25 protein-coding genes are annotated in these 20,373 nt (G+C 70.9%); 14 read left to right on the top strand and 11 right to left on the bottom strand.

Features of this window, described 5'->3' with window-relative positions; all coding sequences use genetic code 11:
* Positions 1 to 118 precede the first annotated feature (118 nt).
* A complete protein-coding gene (locus tag AB0G28_RS29165; protein ID WP_361095852.1) occupies positions 119 to 1,300 on the bottom strand; it encodes an NADP-dependent malic enzyme in 1,182 nt (393 codons plus the stop codon).
* Between the two features lie 372 nt (positions 1,301 to 1,672).
* On the opposite strand from AB0G28_RS29165, the gene AB0G28_RS29170 reads away from it, so the two are divergent.
* The 4 genes from AB0G28_RS29170 to AB0G28_RS29185 all read left to right on the top strand — a co-directional run bounded on the left by AB0G28_RS29170 (position 1,673) and on the right by AB0G28_RS29185 (position 3,914).
* Entirely contained in the window at positions 1,673 to 2,278 is a 606-nt protein-coding gene (locus AB0G28_RS29170; RefSeq protein ID WP_361095855.1) for a dTDP-4-dehydrorhamnose 3,5-epimerase family protein, read from the top strand.
* 64 nt (positions 2,279 to 2,342) lie between these two features.
* Entirely contained in the window at positions 2,343 to 2,762 is a 420-nt protein-coding gene (locus AB0G28_RS29175; RefSeq protein WP_361095858.1) for an SRPBCC family protein, read from the top strand.
* Positions 2,759 to 3,193: a MarR family transcriptional regulator gene (locus AB0G28_RS29180; protein WP_361095861.1), complete on the top strand. Its 435-nt coding sequence runs from the start codon at positions 2,759 to 2,761 to the stop codon at positions 3,191 to 3,193. The genes AB0G28_RS29175 and AB0G28_RS29180 overlap by 4 nt, the downstream gene beginning before the upstream one ends.
* A 70-nt stretch (positions 3,194 to 3,263) precedes the next feature.
* A complete protein-coding gene (locus AB0G28_RS29185; RefSeq protein ID WP_361095864.1) occupies positions 3,264 to 3,914 on the top strand; it encodes a hypothetical protein in 651 nt (216 codons plus the stop codon).
* Here the strand turns inward: AB0G28_RS29185 and AB0G28_RS29190 are convergent.
* Complete coding sequence (locus AB0G28_RS29190; protein WP_361095868.1) at positions 3,911 to 4,384, bottom strand: hotdog fold domain-containing protein; 474 nt, start codon at positions 4,382 to 4,384, stop codon at positions 3,911 to 3,913. The genes AB0G28_RS29185 and AB0G28_RS29190 overlap by 4 nt on opposite strands.
* 83 nt (positions 4,385 to 4,467) lie before the next feature.
* On the opposite strand from AB0G28_RS29190, the gene AB0G28_RS29195 reads away from it, so the two are divergent.
* Both AB0G28_RS29195 and AB0G28_RS29200 read left to right on the top strand, forming a co-directional pair.
* Positions 4,468 to 5,055, top strand: coding sequence for an acid phosphatase (locus AB0G28_RS29195; RefSeq protein WP_361095871.1), 588 nt, complete (start codon positions 4,468 to 4,470; stop codon positions 5,053 to 5,055).
* Between the two features lies 1 nt (position 5,056).
* Positions 5,057 to 5,539, top strand: coding sequence for a GNAT family N-acetyltransferase (locus AB0G28_RS29200; protein ID WP_361095874.1), 483 nt, complete (start codon positions 5,057 to 5,059; stop codon positions 5,537 to 5,539).
* Between the two features lie 72 nt (positions 5,540 to 5,611).
* Here AB0G28_RS29200 and AB0G28_RS29205 read toward each other — a convergent pair whose 3' ends face one another.
* Complete coding sequence (locus AB0G28_RS29205) at positions 5,612 to 6,082, bottom strand: hypothetical protein (protein ID WP_361095877.1); 471 nt, start codon at positions 6,080 to 6,082, stop codon at positions 5,612 to 5,614.
* 321 nt (positions 6,083 to 6,403) lie between these two features.
* On the opposite strand from AB0G28_RS29205, the gene AB0G28_RS29210 reads away from it, so the two are divergent.
* Positions 6,404 to 7,330 (top strand): diacylglycerol kinase family protein, encoded by a 927-nt coding sequence (locus AB0G28_RS29210; protein ID WP_361095880.1) that lies wholly within the window; start codon positions 6,404 to 6,406, stop codon positions 7,328 to 7,330.
* A 274-nt stretch (positions 7,331 to 7,604) separates the two neighbouring features.
* Positions 7,605 to 7,859: a WhiB family transcriptional regulator gene (locus AB0G28_RS29215; protein WP_072481920.1), complete on the top strand. Its 255-nt coding sequence runs from the start codon at positions 7,605 to 7,607 to the stop codon at positions 7,857 to 7,859.
* 355 nt (positions 7,860 to 8,214) lie between these two features.
* Here the strand turns inward: AB0G28_RS29215 and AB0G28_RS29220 are convergent, their stop codons facing one another.
* The 3 genes from AB0G28_RS29220 to AB0G28_RS29230 form a co-directional block, all read right to left on the bottom strand.
* Complete coding sequence (locus tag AB0G28_RS29220; RefSeq protein ID WP_361095883.1) at positions 8,215 to 9,735, bottom strand: histidine kinase N-terminal domain-containing protein; 1,521 nt, start codon at positions 9,733 to 9,735, stop codon at positions 8,215 to 8,217.
* A 210-nt stretch (positions 9,736 to 9,945) separates the two neighbouring features.
* The gene (gene rsrA / locus AB0G28_RS29225) at positions 9,946 to 10,266 is read right to left on the bottom strand and encodes a mycothiol system anti-sigma-R factor (protein ID WP_361095886.1); all 321 of its coding nucleotides are present in this window, start codon (positions 10,264 to 10,266) and stop codon (positions 9,946 to 9,948) included.
* Entirely contained in the window at positions 10,263 to 10,886 is a 624-nt protein-coding gene (locus tag AB0G28_RS29230) for a sigma-70 family RNA polymerase sigma factor (protein ID WP_361095889.1), read from the bottom strand. The genes rsrA and AB0G28_RS29230 overlap by 4 nt, the downstream gene beginning before the upstream one ends.
* A 192-nt stretch (positions 10,887 to 11,078) precedes the next feature.
* Here AB0G28_RS29230 and ybaK point away from each other — a divergent pair, with 192 nt between their 5' ends.
* Complete coding sequence (gene ybaK / locus AB0G28_RS29235; protein WP_361095892.1) at positions 11,079 to 11,555, top strand: Cys-tRNA(Pro) deacylase; 477 nt, start codon at positions 11,079 to 11,081, stop codon at positions 11,553 to 11,555.
* Position 11,556: 1 nt separating this feature from the next.
* On the opposite strand, the gene AB0G28_RS29240 is transcribed toward ybaK, so the two are convergent.
* Together AB0G28_RS29240 and AB0G28_RS29245 are read right to left on the bottom strand one after the other, a co-directional pair.
* Entirely contained in the window at positions 11,557 to 12,165 is a 609-nt protein-coding gene (locus tag AB0G28_RS29240) for an alpha/beta family hydrolase (RefSeq protein ID WP_361095895.1), read from the bottom strand.
* On the bottom strand, positions 12,162 to 12,920 hold the full coding sequence (locus AB0G28_RS29245) for an SOS response-associated peptidase (RefSeq protein ID WP_361095898.1): 759 nt from the start codon (positions 12,918 to 12,920) through the stop codon (positions 12,162 to 12,164). Before AB0G28_RS29245 ends, AB0G28_RS29240 begins: the two co-directional genes overlap by 4 nt.
* Before the next feature lie 105 nt (positions 12,921 to 13,025).
* Here AB0G28_RS29245 and rsgA point away from each other — a divergent pair, with 105 nt between their 5' ends.
* The 3 genes from rsgA (at position 13,026) to AB0G28_RS29260 (ending at position 15,840) form a co-directional block, all read left to right on the top strand.
* Positions 13,026 to 14,048, top strand: coding sequence for a ribosome small subunit-dependent GTPase A (gene rsgA, locus AB0G28_RS29250; protein WP_361095901.1), 1,023 nt, complete (start codon positions 13,026 to 13,028; stop codon positions 14,046 to 14,048).
* A 100-nt stretch (positions 14,049 to 14,148) separates the two neighbouring features.
* Positions 14,149 to 15,042, top strand: a complete 894-nt coding sequence (locus AB0G28_RS29255) for a hypothetical protein (protein ID WP_361095904.1) — start codon at positions 14,149 to 14,151, stop codon at positions 15,040 to 15,042.
* 69 nt (positions 15,043 to 15,111) lie between these two features.
* The gene (locus AB0G28_RS29260) at positions 15,112 to 15,840 is read left to right on the top strand and encodes a hypothetical protein (protein ID WP_361095907.1); all 729 of its coding nucleotides are present in this window, start codon (positions 15,112 to 15,114) and stop codon (positions 15,838 to 15,840) included.
* Between the two features lie 707 nt (positions 15,841 to 16,547).
* Here the strand turns inward: AB0G28_RS29260 and AB0G28_RS29265 are convergent.
* Both AB0G28_RS29265 and AB0G28_RS29270 read right to left on the bottom strand, forming a co-directional pair.
* Positions 16,548 to 17,039, bottom strand: a complete 492-nt coding sequence (locus AB0G28_RS29265) for a hypothetical protein (RefSeq protein ID WP_285458820.1) — start codon at positions 17,037 to 17,039, stop codon at positions 16,548 to 16,550.
* Positions 17,036 to 18,442, bottom strand: a complete 1,407-nt coding sequence (locus tag AB0G28_RS29270) for a wax ester/triacylglycerol synthase family O-acyltransferase (RefSeq protein WP_361095911.1) — start codon at positions 18,440 to 18,442, stop codon at positions 17,036 to 17,038. Before AB0G28_RS29270 ends, AB0G28_RS29265 begins: the two co-directional genes overlap by 4 nt.
* 34 nt (positions 18,443 to 18,476) lie before the next feature.
* Here AB0G28_RS29270 and AB0G28_RS29275 point away from each other — a divergent pair, with 34 nt between their 5' ends.
* On the top strand, positions 18,477 to 19,238 hold the full coding sequence (locus AB0G28_RS29275) for an RNA methyltransferase (protein WP_361095914.1): 762 nt from the start codon (positions 18,477 to 18,479) through the stop codon (positions 19,236 to 19,238).
* Positions 19,239 to 19,241: 3 nt separating this feature from the next.
* Here the strand turns inward: AB0G28_RS29275 and AB0G28_RS29280 are convergent, their stop codons facing one another.
* Entirely contained in the window at positions 19,242 to 19,616 is a 375-nt protein-coding gene (locus AB0G28_RS29280) for an HAD-IA family hydrolase (protein ID WP_361096081.1), read from the bottom strand.
* A gap of 153 nt (positions 19,617 to 19,769) precedes the next feature.
* On the opposite strand from AB0G28_RS29280, the gene AB0G28_RS29285 reads away from it, so the two are divergent.
* Positions 19,770 to 20,228 (top strand): Rv3235 family protein, encoded by a 459-nt coding sequence (locus AB0G28_RS29285; protein ID WP_361095917.1) that lies wholly within the window; start codon positions 19,770 to 19,772, stop codon positions 20,226 to 20,228.
* The last annotated feature ends 145 nt before the right edge of the window (positions 20,229 to 20,373 follow it).

Raw genomic sequence — 20,373 nt, forward strand, 5'->3', positions numbered from 1 at the left:
ATCGGGCCGACGTCGTACGAGTGGATGGTGCTCGACCTCGCCTGCGTCAAGGCGGGCTTCCGGTCGGTGGCGGTGTCCCGGCCATAAGAGCCGGGAAGGAGGCCTTCACGGACAAACGTCAGCCGGTGACGCCGTCGGCCTCGGCGGCCTTCGCCACCGCGGCCGCGACCTCCGGGGCCACCCGCGGGTCGAGCGGGCTCGGGACGATCCGGTCCGGGCCCAGGTCGTCCATCGCCACCGAAACGATCGCCTCGGCGGCCGCCAGCTTCATGTTCTCCGTGATCGCCCGCGCGCCGGAGTCGAGCGCGCCGCGGAACACGCCCGGGAACGCCAGCACGTTGTTGATCTGGTTCGGGAAGTCGCTGCGTCCGGTGGCCACGATCGAGGCGTACCGTGCGGCCACGTCCGGGTGAACTTCCGGGTCCGGGTTGGACAGGGCGAACACGATGCCGCCGCCCGCCATCCGGCCCAGCAGGGACTCGTCGATCGTCGCGCCGGACAGGCCGAGGAACACGTCCGCGCCTTCCAGGGCCTCCGCCAGGCCGCCACGCAGGCCCGCCTTGTTGGTCGTCGCGGCCAGCCGCGCCTTGACCGGGTTCAGGCCGTCGCGGCCCTCGTGGATGATGCCGCGCGAGTCGAGCAGGGTGACGTCGCCGATGCCGGCTTCCTGGAGGATCTTCGCGCAGGCCACACCCGCCGCGCCGGCGCCGGAGACGACGACGCGCTGGTCGGCGATCGCCCGGTCGAGGACCAGGTTGGCGCCGCGCAGCGCGGCCAGCGTGACGATCGCCGTGCCGTGCTGGTCGTCGTGCATGACCGGGCAGTCGAGCGCCTCCTTGAGCTTGTCCTCCAGCTCGAAGCACCGCGGCGCGGAGACGTCTTCCAGGTTGACCGCGCCGAAGGACGGCCGCAGCCGCACCAGCGTCTCGACGATCTCGTCGACGTCGGTGGTGTCGAGCACCAGCGGGATCGAGTCGAGCCCGCCGAACGTCTTGAACAGGACGGACTTGCCCTCCATGACCGGCAGCGACGCGCTGGCGCCGATGTCGCCGAGGCCGAGCACCGCCGTCCCGTCGCTCACCACGACGACCAGCCGGTCCGCCCACGTGTACCGCTTGGCCTTGGCGGCGTCCTCGGCGATCGCGCGGCTCACCTTCGCCACACCGGGGGTGTAGGCGATCGAAAGGTCACGCGGGCTGGAAATCGGCCGGGTGGCCGCCACCGAGAGCTTGCCGCCCTCGTGCCCGGTGAAGATCTCTTCGTCGGTGACCGGCGCGACAGTGCCGGTGGGGTCGCTCATGGGGTTTCCTGTCGTCGTTTCCGTCATTCCTCCAGTGGGAATGACGGAACTCGCGGATCGAACGTGGGTCACTGGAATTTCTCCTGGGCATGCGAGCGGGGGACCACGACAGCGGGAGAAGGCGCACCCTGCTGACGCGGGAACTTCCTCCGGCACGGCAGCCCAGCGCGGTAGCGCCGGCCTGTCGGCGAGGCGTCACGTCGGCCATCGGTACCTAGGTCTGGCGATGACCGCGGACGCGGCGGTTCGTTCATTGTGACAGGTCCGCCCGCGCCCTTGACCCCTCGGTGCGGTTGACGTCACATCCGCGGCGAATTGCGGCAATTACCAAGACGTCTGTCCGGTTTTCTTGGCACCCGATATGATGCCGCCATGCAATTCCGCCGGCTGAGCGTCCCGGACGCCTACGAGTTCTCCCCCCGGGCGTTCCCCGACGAGCGAGGCCTGTTCGTCGCGCCCTTCCAGGACGCGGCCTTCCGCGAGGCGGTCGGCCACCCGCTGCGGCTCGGCCAGACCAACCACAGCGTCTCCCGGCGTGGCGCCCTCCGCGGCATCCACTTCGCCGACACACCACCCGGCCAGGGGAAGTACATCTACTGCCCGCGGGGTTCGATGCTCGACGTCGTCGTCGACCTCCGCGTCGGTTCGCCGACGTTCGGCGAGTGGGACGCACTCCGGCTCGACTCGACCGAGTACCGCGCCGTCTACCTCGCCGAAGGCCTCGGACACGCCTTCATCGCGCTCGAAGACGACACCGTGATGAGCTACCTCTGCTCGGAGCCGTACGCGCCGACGGCCGAGCACGGGATCAACCCGCTCGACCCGGCGCTGGACCTGCCGTGGCCGACCGGCATCGAGCCGGTCCTCTCGGACAAGGACCGCGCCGCGCCCACGCTCGCCGAAGCGCGCGACAGCGGCCTGCTCCCGCTCTACAGCGACTGCGTCGCCTACTACGACAAGCTGCGCTCGGCGAACTGACCACCCACCGTTCCGGCCGGCGGGCCGCTTGCGCATTTAGTAAGCGCGCATATAGTCTGTCCGCATGGCACTTTACGAGTACGAGCACAGCGAGCTGTCCACCGCCCCAGCCGCCGCGATCTGGCCGCTCTGGGCCGACACCGGCCGCTGGCCGGAGTGGGACACCGGCGTCCGGTCCGTGGTCCTCGACGGCCCGTTCGCCGTCGGGACCAGCGGCACGATGACGATGGACGGCATGCCGCCGATCCCGTTCACCCTCACCGAGGTCACCGAGGGCCGCGGCTTCACCGACGAGACGCGGCTGCCGGACGCGCACCTGCGGTTCGAGCACGTCCTGACCGACGTCGACGGCGGCACGCGGATCACCTACCGCGTCACGATCGACGGCCCGGAGGGGTTCGGCCCGCAGGTCACCTCGGACACTCCGGACGCCATGCGCGCGTTGGCCCGGCTCGCCGAGGCTGAGGCAAGCTCGCGAGTATGACCGCTCCCGAGTCCCGCCTGCCCGGCCCCGAGCGCAGCCCCGGCTTCCTGCTGTGGCGCGTGACGCTGGCCTGGCAGCGGGCGATGCGGGCCGCGCTGGCCCCGCACGACCTCACGCACGTCCAGTTCGTGCTGCTGACGACGACGTGGTGGCTCACCCGTTCGGGCGAGCCACCGACCCAGCGGCAGCTCGCGGACCAGGCGGGCACGGACACGATGATGACCAGCCAGGTCGTCCGCAAGCTCGCCGACCGGGGGCTGCTGGCGCGCGCCGACGACCCGGCCGACGCCCGCGCGAAGCGGCTGGAAGTCACCCCCGCCGGCCTGGAGCTGGTCGCGAAGGCACTCAAGGACGTCGAAACCGCCGACGCCGAGTTCTTCTCGGCCACCGACGACGGCTTCGTCGACTCGCTGGCCCGGCTCGCCCCTTGACGAAATCCCGGGCCTCCCCTGGGTGCGATCCCGGATGTCGCGGCGGCGCGGCGCGAGCAGGCTCACCGCCATGAAACTTCTCGCACTGGGGGCGGCCGCGGTCGCACTGGCCTTGCTGCCGGGCACCGCCTCCGCGGACGAACTTCCGACGTTCGACTTCACCGACTGCCCGGCACCGCCCGCGAACGCCGACCCCGGCACGTGGCGCTGCGAAGCCTTTGTGTCCCAAGGAAAATTGACGATCGGCAGCCAGGAGATCCAACTCGGCGAGATGCGGCTGACGTTCAGCGAAGGCCGGGTGAACGGCCAGTACGCGCAGGAGTTCGGCGCGCTGCGGCACGAACCGGTCCGCGTCCCCGGCCTGGCCGGCACGACGCTCCAGCTGCGCTACGGCGGCCATTCGGACTTCCAGGGCAACGCCGAGCGGCGCGGCGAGCTCGACGTCTACGCGGTGCTGCGCCATCCGTTGCTGCGCAAGGAATGCAGCATCGGCACGGCGGCCGCGCCGCTGCACACCGTCGTCCACGACGATCCGGCGCTGCCGCCGGCGGTGCTCTCCAAGAACCCGCCGACGTTCCACTTCGGCGTCGTCGATCCAGGCCTCGCACTGCCGGCCACGCAGGGCTGCGGGCCGCTCGGCAAGCTCGTCGACCGGAAGCTGGGCCTGCCGTCGCCGTCCGAGTTCCACCAGACGACGTACGTGCAGTACAAGCAGCTCTAACGCTTCTTCGGCGTCACCCAGATGGTGATCGTCCCGGTGACCACGGGCTTTCCGTTCGTGTCCGAAATGGTCACCGGGACTTCGAGGTCGAAGCCGTCATCGCCGAACACCGGCAGCTCCGGCAGTGCGGCGACCGCGCGCAGGCCGGTCTCCGCCTTGGCGACGTACTGGACGTTCATGCCCTTCGGCAGCCAGCGGTGCGTGGTCGGGACGGTGGCCTCGGCGAGCATGCCCATCGCGATTTCGGCGAGGTTGCAGGCGGCGATCGCGTGGAACGTCCGGATGTGGTTGTGAACACCCCACCACTTCGGCGCGGTGACCTCGCAGTGGCCAGGGCGCAGCTCCCGCACCGAGGGCAGCACCGTGCGGAAGTACGGCACGCGCAGGCACATCGCGGCGCTGAACAGCTGTTTTCCGCCCGGCTTCGCGGCGAGCTTGTGCCACAGGGCGAACGTCGGCGTCTCGGGCATGAGCGTCTCCTCGAACTAAGCTACCGTTCAGTAGCTAAGCAGACGCCCGGCCGGGTGGCAAACCGCCGGATATATTCGCCCGTGTGGCGAACCGTCTCTTCCTCCTCCGGCACGGCCAGACCGAGTGGTCGCTGAACGGGCGGCACACGGGCCGCACGGACATCCCGCTGACCCCGGCCGGGGAAGGCCAGGCGCGCGCCGCGGGCGGGACCCTCCGGAGCCTGGTCGGCGGGCCGTCGCTGGTGGTGTCGAGCCCCCGCGCGCGGGCGCTGCGCACGGCCGCGCTGGCCGGCCTGCGCGTCGACGAAGTCACCGAGGACCTCGCCGAGTGGGACTACGGCGACTACGAGGGCATCACCACGCCGCAGATCCGGGAAACCGTGCCCGGCTGGACGGTCTGGACCCACCCGATCCCCGGCGGCGAAAGCGCTTCGGACGTCTCCGCCCGCGCGGACCGCGTGCTGGACCGCGCCCGCCGCGACATCGAGACCGGTGACGTGATCCTCGTGGGACACGGGCACTTCAGCCGCGTGCTGGTGGCGCGCTGGCTCGGCCTGCCCGCCACCGCGGGCGTCCACTTCGGACTGGACGCCGCCGGCATCGCGGTGCTCGGCGACGAGCGCGGCGAACCCCAGATCGAACACCTCAACCTGCTGCCCGCGGAGGACTGACGTGCCCGACGACCGCATCCGCCGGATCCGCCCCGACGACGTCGAGGCGGCCGTCGGCCTGGCGTACGCCCTCGCCGAGTACGAACGAGCACCGGACGAGTGCCACCTGACGGCGCCGCAGCTGCACGAAGCCCTGTTCGGCGAGGCCCCGAAGCTGTTCGGGCACGTGGCCGAAGTGGACGGCGAGGTCGTCGGCTTCGCGGTCTGGTTCCTCAACTTCTCGACCTGGCGCGGGGTGCACGGGATCTACCTGGAGGACCTGTTCGTCCTGCCCTCCCAGCGCGGCACCGGGCTGGGCAAGGCCCTGCTGGCGGCACTCGCGGCCGAGTGCGTCGCGAACGGCTACGCGCGGCTCGAGTGGTCGGTGCTGGACTGGAACCCGGCCACGGAGTTCTACAAGGCCCTCGGCGCGGTCCCGATGGACGAGTGGACCGTCAACCGCCTCACCGACGAACCCCTCCGAGCCCTGGCCGCCCAAGCTTGAACGTCCTGAACGACTCGTTCAGGACCTCCGACGTCCTGAACGAGTCGTTCAGGACGTCCGGACGAGGCTGAGTCAGTCCTCGTCGTGGCCTTCGCGCTCCGCGCGGCGGCCGGCGAGACCGCCGCGTTCGGCGGCCTCCGTCTCGGTTTCGCCTTCGCGCAGGTCCAGGGCCCAGGCCCGGGACGGGCGGCGGAACAGCAGCACCAGCGCGGCGATGCCGAACAGCGCGACCGGCACGCCCCACGCCGGCAGGCCCGACGGGCCGAGCAGGTACCAGCCGAGCCCGATCACGATCAGCGCGATCACCACTCCGGGCGAACGCGCCCAGGTCTGGCCGAGGACCAGCCCGGCCGACGCGGCCAGGAACGCCAGCGCCACCACGATGAACGTGCCCGACTCGGCGAAGACGTTGTTGCCCGGCTGAGCGGGCGAACGCAGGCCGTTCACCAGCACGACCACCCCGAACACCAGCAGGGCGAGCGACGGCACCGCGGTGACGACGCCGGCCAGCCGGACCTCACGGGGAGCGGGCGAGAGCTTCACTGCGGCGACCTTCCGGAGCGACTTGGCGAAGTGTTTTGCGACGACACAGTGGACTCGACCAGGGCGAGTCACCGTGCGTGAGCTCTTTCGATCGTATGCCACCCGGTCGGCCGTTTTCCCGGGACCGCCCGGGCAACGAAAATTTCAGTGTCGTTGATGAGCGGGCGGTCGGCCCGGGTGCACTTGTCACGACGAGCGGACACTCGCACGTGAAGGAGGCCGCCCGGCACAGGGTCCGAAGGTGCTGTTCCGAGGGTTGCGCCCGTCACCATGCGACGCCGGAAGGTTCTCGGGCCGCCGGAAGTCACTTACTCTGCGGTAATGCGCGCAATCCTCGTCGTGAACCCCCAGGCCACCTCGACCACCGCGGGTGGCCGGGACGTGCTGGCGCACGCGCTCGCCAGCCAGGTCAAGCTCGACGTGGTCGAGACGGACTACCGCGGTCACGCGATGGCCGTCGCGCGCTCGGCCGCGCGGGACGGCATCGACCTGGTCGTGGCGCACGGCGGCGACGGCACGGTCAACGAGGTCGTCAACGGCCTGCTGGCCGACGCCGACGGCGATCCCGCCGAAATCGGGCAGGTGCCCGCCCTGGGCGTCGTCCCGGGCGGCTCGGCCAACGTGTTCGCGCGTGCCCTCGGCATCTCCGCGGACTCCTTCGAGGCCACCCACCAGCTGCTCAACGCGCTGGAGAACGACCGCTCACGCCGGGTGGGACTCGGCCTGGCCGACGGGCACTGGTTCACGTTCAACTCCGGCCTCGGCTGGGACGCCGACGTCGTCGGCCGGGTCGCCAAGCGCCGCGGCAAGCAGACCACCGCCGGCCTCTACATGCGAGCCGCCGTCCGCTCCTACTTCCGGCCGCCGCTGGGCCGGCCGGCCCTGACGATCCGCATCCCCGGCGAGGACCCGATCGAGGCGTTGACCGCTTTCGTGTCGAACACCGATCCGTGGAGCTACCTGGGCGAGCGTGCCGTCCACCTCAATCCGGGTTGCTCGTTCGAGACGGGACTGGGTTTGTTCGCGCTGAGCGGTCTGGGGTTGCCCACCGTGTTCAAGCATGTACGCCAAGCCTTGGCTACGAAGAGCAACCAGCGCGGGCGACGTCTCGTGCGTCACGACGACCTGCCGATGATCCGCATAGACGCAGCTGAACCGGTAAACTTCCAGGTGGACGGCGACCTCGTCGGCCAGCGGACAAGGGTGGAATTCTTCAGCGTCCCGAATGCACTCACGGTAATCGTGTGACGACGAGACCGCTGATCGCCTGCGGCAAAGTAGCAGGTGCCGTTCGTCGACGGAGAAGCTCCACTCAGCGCATCAACCTTCCCTTCGGACGGTCGTTTCGGAGAGAAACCGCAGGTCAGAGGGGTCGCTCGGCCGGGTGACCTGACTCACCGATCTCCCGGAAACCCTTGTCGAAAGCGGTGCTTCGTGAAAGCATTCACAAGCACCCAAGAACACGACCGCCATTGACGACTGTGGCGCGGCCCTCCCGCGCCATATGAAGGAGCTCACGAACATGGACTGGCGCCACGACGCGGCCTGCCGAGACGAGGACCCCGAGCTGTTCTTCCCGGTGGGAACCAGCGGTCCTGCTCTGTCGCAGGTAGCGCAGGCGAAGGCCGTGTGCCACCGCTGCACCGTCGCTTCCGACTGCCTGGCCTGGGCCCTGGCCAGCGGACAGGACGCGGGTGTGTGGGGCGGTATGAGCGAGGACGAGCGACGCGCTCTCAAGCGCCGCCGTACGCACATCGGCACGCGTACCAACGCCTGAGTTTCTCGAGACCCACCCGAGCCGAGCAGATTTTCACCCGGCGGGCATTCGTCGTGCCCACGCCGTCTGGGGTGATACCTACCCGGCTTGAGCTTAACAAGCGAGGCGAAACCACCTGGCGACGGGTGCGGTGAAACCTCACCGGGACTTCAAGTCCTCCCGCGAAGCGCTGAACGGCCCGGCACCACGCACCTGGTGCCGGGCCTTCATCGTGTCGTCCTCCCAATCACGCGTGTCGACCCTTTGATCACACGTGTCGACCCTCGAATCACACCGCCGAGGGGCACACGCGTGATCGAGCAGTCAACTCGCGTGATCAGGAGGACGACACGCGTGATCGAAGGGACGACACGAGTCAGAGCCGGCGAGACAGCGGGATGCGCAGCGCGGCTTCCGTCCCCGTCACGCGGGTCGACGACGCCTCCGACCGCACCTTCCGCAGCGACAGCGAGCCCCGCAGCTCGGACTCCACGAGCGTCCGCACGATCTGGAGCCCCAGCCCGTCGGAACGCTCCAGCGAGAACCCCGACGGCAGGCCGCGCCCGTTGTCGCGGATGACGACGTCCAGCCAGCGCGCCGAACGCTCCACGATCAGCTCGACCTTGCCCGACCGGCCGGCCGGGAACGCGTGCTCGATGGCGTTCTGCACCAGCTCGGCCAGCACCATCACCAGCGGCGTCGCGATCTCCGCGACCACCACCCCGAACGAGCCCTTCCGCGACAGCCCGACCTGCGACTCCGCCGTGGCGACCTCGCCGACCATCGGCAGCACGTTGTCGAGCAGCTTGTCGAGGTCGACGCGCTCGTCCACCGAGATCGACAGCGCCTCGTGCACCAGCGCGATGGACGTCACCCGGCGCACCGACTCCGCCAAAGCGAGCCGCGCCTCCTCCGACGACGTCCGGCGGGACTGCAGCCGCAGCAGGGCCGCCACTGTCTGCAGGTTGTTCTTCACCCGGTGGTGGATCTCACGGATCGTCGCGTCCTTCGACAGCAGCGCCCGGTCCCGGCGCTTCACCTCGGTGACGTCGCGGACCAGCACCAGCGCACCCGCCGCCTGCCCCGCCGGGCGCAGCGGCAGCGCACGGAACAGCACGACGGCGCCGCGCCGCGAGTCGGCCTCCGTGCGGCTCGACGGCTTCCCGTCGAGGGCCTCGATGATCCGGTGGGACACCTCGGTCGCGTCGAACGGGTCGCGGATCAACGACCGCGTCAACGGCGCCAGCCGCGTCCCGACCAGGTCGGATTCGTGCCCCATCCGGTGGTAGGCGGACAGGCCGTTCGGGCTCGCGAACACGACCGTGCCGCTCGAGTCGAGCCGGATCAGGCCGTCGCCGACCCGCGGGGACGTGTGTGTGTCGGTCTGGTTGGAGCCGCTCGGCGGGAACGTGCCGTCGACGATCATCTGGCACAGGTCGCCGGCACTGCCCAGGTACGCGATCTCCAGCGGCGAAGGCACCCGCGGCGCGGCCAGGTTCGTCTCGCGGCTCATCACGGCGATGACCTCGTCGTGGAACCGCACCGGGATGGCCTCGCGCCGCATCGGCAGGTCGCGGTACCAGTGCGGGTCCTCCTCGCGGCAGATCCGCACCTCGCGCATGGCCTTCGCCAGCTGCGGGTGCTCCTCCACCGTGAACCGCGTCCCGACGACGTCCTCGGGGTGCGCGGTGGGCGCCGTCGTCGGCCGCGCGTGCGCGACGCAGACGAAGTCGCCGCCGTCCGGCTGCAGTTCCTCGGTCACCGGGACCCAGAGCAGGAAGTCCGCGAAGGAAAGGTCGGCCAGCAGCTGCCACTCGGCGACGACGGTCTGGAGGTGGTCGGCCGCCTCCCCGGGGAGGCCGGTGTTGTCGGCGAGCAGTTCGGCGAGCGTGGACACGCACCCCATCCAACCAGAGCGGGCCGCCATGACACACTTGACCAGGAACCTTTGACGACGAGGAGTGAACATGTCGAAGCGCGCCCGCAAGCGTCGCGACCGGAAGAAGAACGGCGCGAACCACGGCAAGAAGCCCAACGCCTGATTCCGGCGTTCGGCATGACGAAGGCCCCCACACCGCGGTGTGGGGGCCTTCGTAGTGCTCGGGCGCTACTCGGAGCGCTGCTCGAGGGTGATCTCGGTGCGTTCCACGGTGACGCCGCCGCGGGAGGCGACGGTCTGGCGGATCGACGCGCGCAACCGGCTTTTCAGCTCGGCCGGCGCGTGCTCGCCGCCGCACTTGCGGGCCAGCAGCTGCTTGATGTGCTCGTCGATGCCGTATTCCTCGAGGCACGGCGGGCAGTCCTCGATGTGGGCGCGCAACGCGGCGTCGCGCTCCGGGCTGCACTCCCGGTCGAGCAGCAGGTAGATGTCGGCGAGCGCCTCTTCGCAGCGGACCTTGTCGGACGCGCCCTCGCACATGTCGGTCATCGCCCGGCCACCTCCTCCTTGGCACCCCGGATGAAGCCGCGCTCCCGCGCGACGTCGGCGAGCAGGTCGCGCAGCTGGGCGCGGCCGCGGTGCAGACGGGACATCACGGTGCCGATGGGCGTGTCCATGATCTCGGCGATCTCCTTGTACGCGAAGCCCTCGACGTCGGCCAGGTAGACGGCCAGCCGGAACTCCTCGGGAAGCTTCTGCAGGGCGGCCTTGACGTCGGTGTCGGGCAGGTTGTCCATCGCCTCGACCTCGGCCGAGCGCAACCCGCTGGAGGTGTGGCTCTCCGCCTTGGCGATCTGCCAGTCGGTGATCTCGTCGGTGGGCGCCTGCACGGGCTGCCGCTGCCGCTTGCGGTAGCCGTTGATGTAGGTGTTGGTCAGGATGCGGTACATCCACGCCTTGAGGTTCGTACCGGTCTTGAAGGACGCGAAGGCGGCGTACGCCTTCAGATACGTCTCCTGGACCAGGTCCTCGGCATCGGCGGGGTTGCGCGTCATCCGCATCGCGGCCGAGTACAGCTGGTCGAGCAGCGGCATCGCGTCCCGCTCGAAGCGCTCGGCGCGCTCGGCCTCGGTCGCTTCTTCCGGCGCTGAGTTCTCCGTGCTCGGCAAACCGTTCCCTTCCCGCTCGGCGTCGATGCGCGTGCGCGCATACGGCGGACCCGAGTTTACGCGGGGACCGGGCACGCCGCGGTTCGCCGGTGCCTCGGGACGGCGGCGGCTGCGTGAGCGTGTGGTAGCGAGCGTTGTTGTCACGCCCCGTACAACCGATCAGGGGGATCGGGCATTCCCTAGACTTCCGCCATGGCTGGCAAGGGCACCCCGGCGACGGCGTTGTTGGTGAAGCAGAAGGTGGCGCACACGCTGCACGCCTACGACCACGACCCGCGGGCGGAGTCGTACGGGCTGGAGGCCGTGGAGGCGCTGGGCCTGGACCGCGCGCGGGTGTTCAAGACGCTGGTCGCGGAGGTGGACGGCCGCCTCACGGTCGGCGTGGTCCCGGTCACGGGCCAGCTGGACCTGAAGGCCCTGGCCGCCGCGGCGGGCGGCAAGAAGGCGAAGATGGCGGACCCGGCGGCGGCCCAGCGGGCGACGGGGTACGTGCTGGGCGGGATCTCACCCCTGGGCCACCGGAGCCGGCTGCCGGTGGTGATCGACGCGTCGGCGGAGAAGTTCGAGACGGTGTTCTGCTCGGCCGGGCGGCGAGGGCTGGAGGTCGAGCTGGCCCCGGCGGACCTGGTCCGGCTGGCCGGCGCCGTGGTGGCGCCGATCGCGGCCTGAGTCACGCCAGCGGCCGCAGCACCCGCGACAGCCACTCCGTAGCCGCCCGGGAAACGCTCTCCAGATCCGCCGACAGCGTGTGGTCCCCGTCGACCATGACGATCTCGTGGTGCGGCCCACCGGTGGGCCGGCCGAACGGGTCCCGCTCCCCCTGCACCACCAGCACCGGGACATCGACCGCGTCCAGCTCCGGCTGGCGCGTCTTCTCCGGCTTGCCCGGCGGGTGCTCCGGGAACGCCAGGCACAGCACCGCCACCGCCTGCCCGGCCGAAGCCGTCCGGCAGGCCACCCGCGCGCCCGAAGAACGGCCGCCGAACACGAAGGGCAGCGAGTCGAAGCGGGCCGAGAGGTCCTCCGCCACCGTCAGCCAGGCCGTGTCCAGCTGGTTCGCCGGGGCCGGGGCGCGGCGGCCCGCCACCCGGTACGGCTGCTCGACCAGCGCCACGTGCACGCCGGCCGCCTGCGCCGCCCGCGTCACCTCCACCAGGTCCTTCGCCCCGAGGCCGCCGCCCGCGCCGTGGCCGAGCATCAGCACCGCGTCGCCCTCCTCGGCGCAGTGCAGGTAGACCCGCGCCGGGCCGTACGCCGTGTCGATCGAGATGGCGGTCATGACTTCGGCGCGTCGAACAACGCGCCCTCTTGCGCCGGATCGACCCGCTTCAGCAGCTCGGGCCCGTTGTTGCGGACGTTGTTCACCAGGCTCGAAACCGGCCGCAGCTCCAGCGACGCCACGATGTCGTCCGGCGTGGGCACCAGCAGATCCTTGACGTCCTCGCGGTCCGGGTCCAGCCAGCCGTCCCAGTGGTCGCGCGGCACGATCAGCGGCATCCGGTGGTGAACGTCCGTTAACTGGCCGGCGGCGTCGGTCGTGATGATCGAAAAGGTGATCAGCGGCGCCGCGTTGTCGTCGTCCTTCGGACGCCAGCTCTCCCAGATCCCGCCGAACGCGATCGACGAATCGTCGGGAGCCGTCATGTAGAACGGCTCCTTCTCCTCGCCGGTGCGGCGCCACTCGAACCAGCCGTCGGCGGGCACCAGGCAGCGGCGGGACGTCAGCGCGCGCCGGAAAGCCGGCTTCTCCGCGGCCGTCTCCGCCCGCGTGTTGATCATCCGCGAGCCGACCGACGGGTCCTTGGCCCAGAACGGCACCAGGCCCCACTTCATGATCCGCAGCGAGCGCTCGGCGGGCTCGTCCTCGAGGACCTGGCCTTCTTCGTCACGAGGGTGCCGCTGCACGACCGTCACGACGTTCTTCGTCGGTGCGACGTTGTGGTCGGCCCGCGCGTGGCCTTCGGTGAGGTCGACCGCGTCGAACTCCTCGATCAGCTTCGCCGGGTCCTTGGTGGCGGCGTAGCGGCCGCACATGAGCGCCTCCTCTTGCCGGATAGGTCATCGTTACACGCAAGCCAGGGCCGTGGCGAGCGGCATGGGATCATTCGGGTGGGCACCGGCGCACGGGAGGAGGGCCCTTTGGCGCGCAACGACTGGAGCAAGCTGGACGAGTCCGACGTCCGGGTACGCCCCGGCAAGGGCACCAGGCCTCGCAGCAAGCGCCGTCCCGAGCACGCCGACGCCGTCACCGCCATGGTCATCGGCAAGGATCGCGGCCGCTGGACCTGCGCGATCGACGCCGATCCGGCCCGGGTGATCACCGCGATGCGGGCCCGCGAAATGGGCCGGACGCCGGTGGTCGTCGGCGACCGCGTCGCGGTGGTCGGGGACGTCTCCGGCAAGCCGGACACCCTCGCCCGGATCGTCCGGGTCGACGAGCGCAGCAGCTCCCTGCTGCGCACGGCCGACGACACCGACCCGTACGAGCGGCTGGTCGTCGCCAACGCCGAGCGCCTGCTGATCGTCACCGCGCTGGCCGATCCGCCGCCGCGCACCGGCTTCATCGACCGCTGCCTGGTCGCCTGCTACGCGGGCGGCGTCGAACCGGTCCTCTGCCTGACGAAGGCCGACCTGGCCAGCCCGGACGAGCTCCTGGCCGGGTACGCGGGCCTCGACATCCCGGCCGTCGTCACGCGCTACGACGAGGAACCCGACGGCCTCGCCGAGATGCTGAAGGACCGCGTGACGGCGCTGGTCGGCCACTCCGGAGTCGGCAAGTCGACATTGGTCAACCGCCTGGTGCCGGACGCCGAGCTGGCCACCGGCGTGGTGAGCGCGGTCGGCAAGGGGCGCCACACGTCCGTCGCGGCGGTGGCGCTGCCGCTGCCGGACGGCGGCTGGGTGATCGACACGCCCGGCGTGCGGTCGTTCGGCCTGGCCCACGTCACCGCGGACGACATCGTCGACGCCTTCGAGGAGTTCGCCGAAGCCGCCGAGGAGTGCCCCTCCGGCTGCGGGCACCTGGGGCCACCGGAAGACCCGGACTGCGCGCTCGACGACGTCGTCACCGAAGGCAAGGCGAGCCCCGAACGACTGACGTCGCTCCGGCGGCTCCTGGCTTCTCGCGGCGGTCACGACGTGACCCGCGTCACAGAATCCTGAGGCAACCGGGAACCGAACGCCGATCGTCACCGTCACATCGGTAACCAATCACCCGTTCAGGCGATATGCCAGGTGACGATCCGACTTTGAGGGGAAATCGATGCGCAAGACCACCCTGGTCGCGGCGGGCGCCGCGCTGGTGCTCACGCTGACGGCGTGCAGCGGCAATTCCGCCACCGGCACCGCACAGCCGGCGGCCGCGGGCGGGCAGTCCCAGGACGGCGGCAGCCGCGGCCTGGCTTCGCCGTTCACGGACGCGATCCAGCTGGCGTCAGCGTCCAAGCAGGGCACGGAGAAGTCCAAGTCGGTCAAGTTCACCATGGAGGGGGCCGCCGGCGGCCAGACCCTCAAGGCGAACGGCGCGATGGCCTTCGACGGCGCGCAGACCAAGTTCTCGATGACGGCCACCGCGGCCGGGCAGACCACCGAAATGCGCCTGGTCGACAAGATCATGTACATCAAGCTGCCCGCCGCGGAGCAGAAGCAGATGGGCACGGACAAGGCGTGGGCCAAGGTCTCGGCCGACGGCTCCGACCCGCTGTCGCAGGCGCTGGGCGGCGCGCTGTCGCAGTCGGCGGAGCAGAGCGACCCGAGCCAGGTGCTCGACCAGATCTCCAAGGCCGGCCGGATCGTCTCGTCCGACCAGACCGAGCTGAACGGCCAGCAGGTCAACCACTACAAGGTGGAGATCGACCTCGCCAAGGCCGTCGACCAGATCGCCGAGCAAGTCCCGGCGTCCGCGCGCGGCCAGGTCACCGAGAAGCTCAAGGGCAAGGACATCAAGATCCCGGCCGAGCTGTGGCTGGACAAGGACAATCTGCCGGTGCAGATGACCATGGACCAGGGCCCGATGATGCAGGCGCTGGGCGCGCCGGCCGGTGACGCGAAGTTCACGATGAAGTACACCGACTGGGGCACCCAGGTCGATGTGGCGGCCCCGCCGGCCGACCAGGTCGTCGACCTCGGCGAGCTGATGAAGAAGGCCGGTCGCTGACCGGACGACGGACAGTAGCAGCGGCTCCCCCGAACGAGTTCGGGGGAGCCGCTGTGTTTTTGTTGCACCATGCGCAAAGCCGCGGTCGTGCTGCTGTTCGCCCTGCTGGCGGGCGGGTGTTCGGACCCACCACCGCCCCCGGCGTTCGGCGACGCGCTCGCGTTGGCCGACGCCGCCACGGCGGCCACCTCGAGCGGCGGCTCGGCGAAGTTCGCCACGGACGTCGCGGTCGGCTCGGTCCGTTCGAAGAGCCAGGGCCAGTTCGGCGCCGGCGGGGCTTCCCAGGTGATGACGACCGACTTCATCGGCGAGCCGATGGAGGTGCGGCTGGTGGGCGGGAAGCTGTACGCGAAGGTGCCGGAAGGTGCCGGGGACAAGCCGTGGGTGGTGGTGACGGAAGGAAGCGACCCGTTTTCCCAGGTGCTCGGCGGCAGCCTGGCGCAGCTGACGGCCCAGAACGACCCGGCGCACACCCTGGGCGAAATCCGGACGGCGGGCACGATCGTCTCGGCGGAGCGCACCGACCTCGGCGGAGTGGCCGCGGAGCACTACCGCGTGGAACTCGACCTGGCCCGCTTGGGCACGGACCTCCCCGCAGGCCTGCCGCCGGACTCCGTGGGACGGCTCGGCGGCAAGTTCCCGGTCCAGCTCTGGCTCGACGACGCACACCGTCCACTGCAGATCGTCCTGGACCTGTCCCCCATCCTGCAGGGCGCCGAAGCCCGGATCACGACGCGGTATTCGGAGTGGGGCGCACCGGTCGATGTCCAGCCACCACCGCCCGGCGAGGTGGGCTAGTCACGCAGCCCTCCACCGGTCTCACCTCCGGATGAACTCGCCGGCCCGGCCCCTGGTAGCCGGAGCCCCTGCCCCGGGCGGGATTCCGGCTAAGTCGCAGCGCGCTTTCGAGATCCGGCGTGAACCGCACGCTGAGGCATGACTGGCACACCACCCAGACCTCCCCCGCCGCCCCGATACGAAGCCAGAACACGGCCGGCAGTGCCGGGTCAAGGCACGCTTTCCCGCCTTGACGCGGTACTGCCGGCCGTAGTCACAATCCGGCTTCGGGGTGGTGGGCCACCGAACGGCTGACCAAGGCGACCTGACGCCGCTCAGGCGCCCCACACACAGCCCGCCCTCCCAGGGCAGAGTTCCGGCAAAGTCGATCGCTGCCGCGGTGCTCCGCGGCGGAAGAGGCGCTGTGCGCTGCCAGCCGGGCGTCGCGAATGACTCATTCGGGACGTACGAGGTCCCCAATGACTCATTCGCGACCTTCGGCAGCGCGGCAGACCTCGACGACCAGCGTCGCAGCAGTCACGGAGGGCGGACTGGAGACTCGGGCGGCGGGCGGACCTGCGTGCCCGGAGTCCGGGCGCGACTTCGCCGGCCCCCGCCACTCCCAGGGGGGCGGCCCCAAGGCCAGTCTATCGGCCCCCACCGACAAACCCGGCGGAAAGCCGCAGCTCAGCCACAGTTGTCCACAACCACCGAACCCTGTGGACAACTCAGAGCAGCTCCAACAAGAACGGCAGTTCCTGAGGCGCGTACCAGGCCAGCTCGTGGTCCTCGGCATCGCCCAAAGTGAACTCCGCGTCCGGGTCGCCGAGGTCCGCCGCGTCGATCACCGCCGCTGCCGCCGCCACCGCGTCCGCCGCCTCCGGGGCGTCCACGTGGATCGCCGCCACCGCCGACATCGGGATCGGGCCGCCGATTCGGACCACCGGGGCGTCCAGGTCCGGGCGCAGGGTCACGCCCTCGACGTCCGCCGAGACCACCACCCTGCGCGGCTCGCCCTTCTCCTCCGCCGCGATCAAGCGCAGCGAAGCGCGCGCCGCGTCGAGCAGCGCCGCGTACTCCAGTTCCTCGTCCGACCCGCTCACATACGCCTCGCGCAACGCCGGGGTCAGCGCGAACGCCGTCCCGCTGCGGGCACGGAACTCCCCCGAAGACTCGAGGTCGCGAAGCATCGCGATGGTCGCAGGCAGATAAACCCTCACCAGTGCGCACCCTTCAGCTCTTCCAGGGACTCTTCGATCATCCCGGCCAGCAGGTCGACGTCGAACGCGGCCTTGCGGTCGCCGTTGAGTCCGAAGTAGACGCCGCCGTGGTACGACGTCACCCCGATCGCCAGCGCCTGGGTGCGCATCAGCGGCATCACCGGGAACATCTCGACCAGTCTGGCCTCTCCCGCGTACATCGGCACCTGCGGGCCCGGCGAATTGGTGACCATGACGTTGAAGATGCGCCCGGACAGCGACCCCGCCGCTCGCGCGCCGAGGGAGTGCAGGGTAGCCGGGGCGAACCCGCCGACCTTGAGCAGCCCGCGCGCCGCGACCGGGCGGCCCGAGTCGAGGTGCTCGGCCATCGCGTGGCCGATGTGCTGCAGCCGCAGCACCGCGTTCGGCTCGCCGACCGGCAGATCCACCAGGTACGCGGCCACCTGGTTGCCGACCAGGGCCGGTGTCGAGTACTCCGCCGTCTCGGCGTCGCGGACCGCCAGCGGCACCAGCGCGCGGACCGTCGCGTTCGGCGTCAGCTGCTCCTCGCGCGAGAGCAGCCACTCACGCAACGCGCCCGTGACAGCGGCGAGCACGACGTCGTTGACCGTGCCGCCGTGCGCCGCGCGGATCTTCCGGAAGTCCTCCAGCCGCGTGCGCACCACCGAGAACACACGGCCGCCCGACACCCGGACGTTCAGCGGGCCGGGCGGCGCCGGGCTCACCAGCGTCCGCAGCGCCGACGCGACCCCGCCGACGGTCTCGGCGAACTTCCCCGCCGCCGCGACCGCGTCGTTCGCCGCCGATCGGACGTTCTCCACGACCTCGCCCGGCCGCTGCACGCCTTCGCTGATCGCGTCCAGCACCAGCTGCGTGCGGCTGGGCTCGCGGCGCGGCGTCCAGATGTCCTCGAACGGCTCCGGCTCGGCCGGCGTCGCGTCGAGGATGAGCTGCCCCAGCTCGATCGTGCCGACACCGTCCACAACGGACTGGTGGGTCTTCGTCACCAGCGCCACGCGGTCGCCGGCCAGTCCCTCGATGAAGTACGCCTCCCAGAGCGGCCGCTCCGGCGACAACCGCCGCGCCATCAGCCGCGCGACCAGGTCGAACAGCTGCTCGTCGCTGCCCGGCTGGGGCAGCGCCGAGCGCCGGACGTGGTAGTTCAGGTCGAAGTCGACGTCGTCCACCCACACCGGCCGCGCCAGGTGGCCCGGGACCTCCAGCACGCGCTGCCGGTACCGCGGCAGGAACGCCAGCCGCCCGCCGATCAGGTCGAGCAACTGTGCGTAACCGAACCCTGACCGCGGCCGCTCGAAGATCGCCACCCCGCCGACGTGCATCGGCGTCGCGTGGTCCTCGAGGTACAGGAACGAGGCGTCCAGCGCGGAAAGGCGGTCGGGCATGGGCCGATCCTTACACAATGCGAGACTGCCCGGTGTGGGTGATGACTCGACGATCTCGCCGAAGGACCGCTTCCTGACCGTGTACGGCCGGAAGCCGGTGCTCGAGGCACTGGCGGACGACGGCCTGCGGGTGGACAAGGTGATCCTCGCCGACACCGCCCGCGGCCCCGGCGCGGCGGAAATCCAGCGCGCGGCGAAGGCGGCGGGCGTGCCGGTGCAGCGCGCCAGCGCCCACCGGGTCAAGGTCCTCGCCGGCAACGGCAAGCAGGACCAGGGCGTGCTCGCCGACGTCGTAGCGCCGCGGATGCGCGCGCTCGGCGCCGCGCTGGCCGACCGGCGGCCGCCGTCGCGGGTGCTGCTGCTGGACGGCATCACCACGCCGGCGAACGTCGGCATGATCCTCCGGACGGCGACCGCCGCCGGGCTCGACGGCGTGATCGTGCCCCGCCGCGGCGTCGCGGCGCTGGACCCGCTGGTGGTCAAGGCGTCGGCCGGGGTCGCGTTCCGCGCCCCGGTGCTGCGCTGCGGCTCGGCACGGGAGGCCGCCGAGCTGCTCGCCGAAGCCGGCTACGGGCTCTACGCGCTGGGCGCGTCCGCGAAGACGACGGTGTTCGACGTCGACCTGCCGCAGCGTGCGGCGTTCGTTCTCGGCGGCGAGACGGCCGGGGTCGGCGGCGAGGTCGGCGAGCTCGTCACGGAGTGGCTGTCGATCCCGATGCCGGGTGACGTCGAGTCGCTGAACGTCTCGGCCGCCGCCGCGGTGCTGGCCTTCGAACTGGTCCGCCGCGCGCGCTGACCCTCACCCGGCCGGGAACAGCACGGCGAGCTCGGCCAGCGTCTCTTCGACCGACTCGTGCCGCACGCCGACCATGCCCGCCTGGACGGCTCCGCGGACGTTCGTCGCGGAGTCGTCGACGAAGGCGCAGCGGATGGCGGGCAGGCCGAGCCGGTCGGCCGCGAGCAGGTAGACCGCCGGATCCGGTTTGGCCACGCCGACCTCGCCGGAAAACACCAGAGCGTCGAAATAACCGGACATCGTGTTCTTGACCTCGTTCGACGCGCCGGGAGCGTTGGACACCAGCGCGGTGCGGATGCCTCGTTCGCGCGCGGTCGCCAGGTAGTCGTAGAACCGTGCGGCGTCGGGGTCGGTGAGAACTCCGGCGAAATCGACCAGCAGTCCTTTCAGCACCCCGCACACCATAGCCGGGGCACCCCGCTTAGCGCATGGGCTTCGGGGAATCCACGGCTTCCGCGGTTCTTCCCCGGATCGTGCGATTCCCGTCTCCTTTTCGGCCGTGCGCCCCTCTAAGCGGTGGGAGGCGAGGAAATGATCGAGGAACACCGCTTGAGAACGCTGACGCACTACGAGGAGCCACGCCGGGCGGACCGGCCGGAGACGGTGGCGTCCTGGGAACACCGCCGCGGCGGGTCCCGGTGCCCGGCGCCGAGACAGCTCGAAGCGAGTGAGGTGGGGCGCCTGTTGAACATGCTGCTGGAGGCGTACGACGGCCGCCGCCCGGCGGCGCAGGTCCGCGCCTTGGTGGCACCGGAGGTCTACGCGGGCCTCAGCGGGCCGCGCACGGCGCGGCCACGGCACCGGACGCAGACGATCCACACGTGCACCCCGGCGCCGGACGTGGTCGAAGCCTGCGCCCGGGTCGAGGCGGACGGCCGGTCGTTCGCACTGGCGGCCCGCTTCACCCGCACGCCGACGGGCTGGCGGTGCGTGCGCTTCGCGCTGCTGAAGCCGCAACGTCCCGGCCAGCCGAGCCGGCGGGCGGCATGAGGCGCCGCGGCGCGGCCCGGGCTCCGCCTTCATTCGGCATCACCGGTGAAGCTGTGCACTGCGGCGACCGAGGCCGAGAGAACCGAGAACCGCGGTCCCCACCGCGCGAAGAACCGCACCGGGCTCACCGAGCCTCGACGAAGGC

It is taken from the genome of Amycolatopsis sp. NPDC021455, from assembly GCF_040640995.1.
In the GTDB taxonomy this organism is placed as follows: domain Bacteria; phylum Actinomycetota; class Actinomycetes; order Mycobacteriales; family Pseudonocardiaceae; genus Amycolatopsis.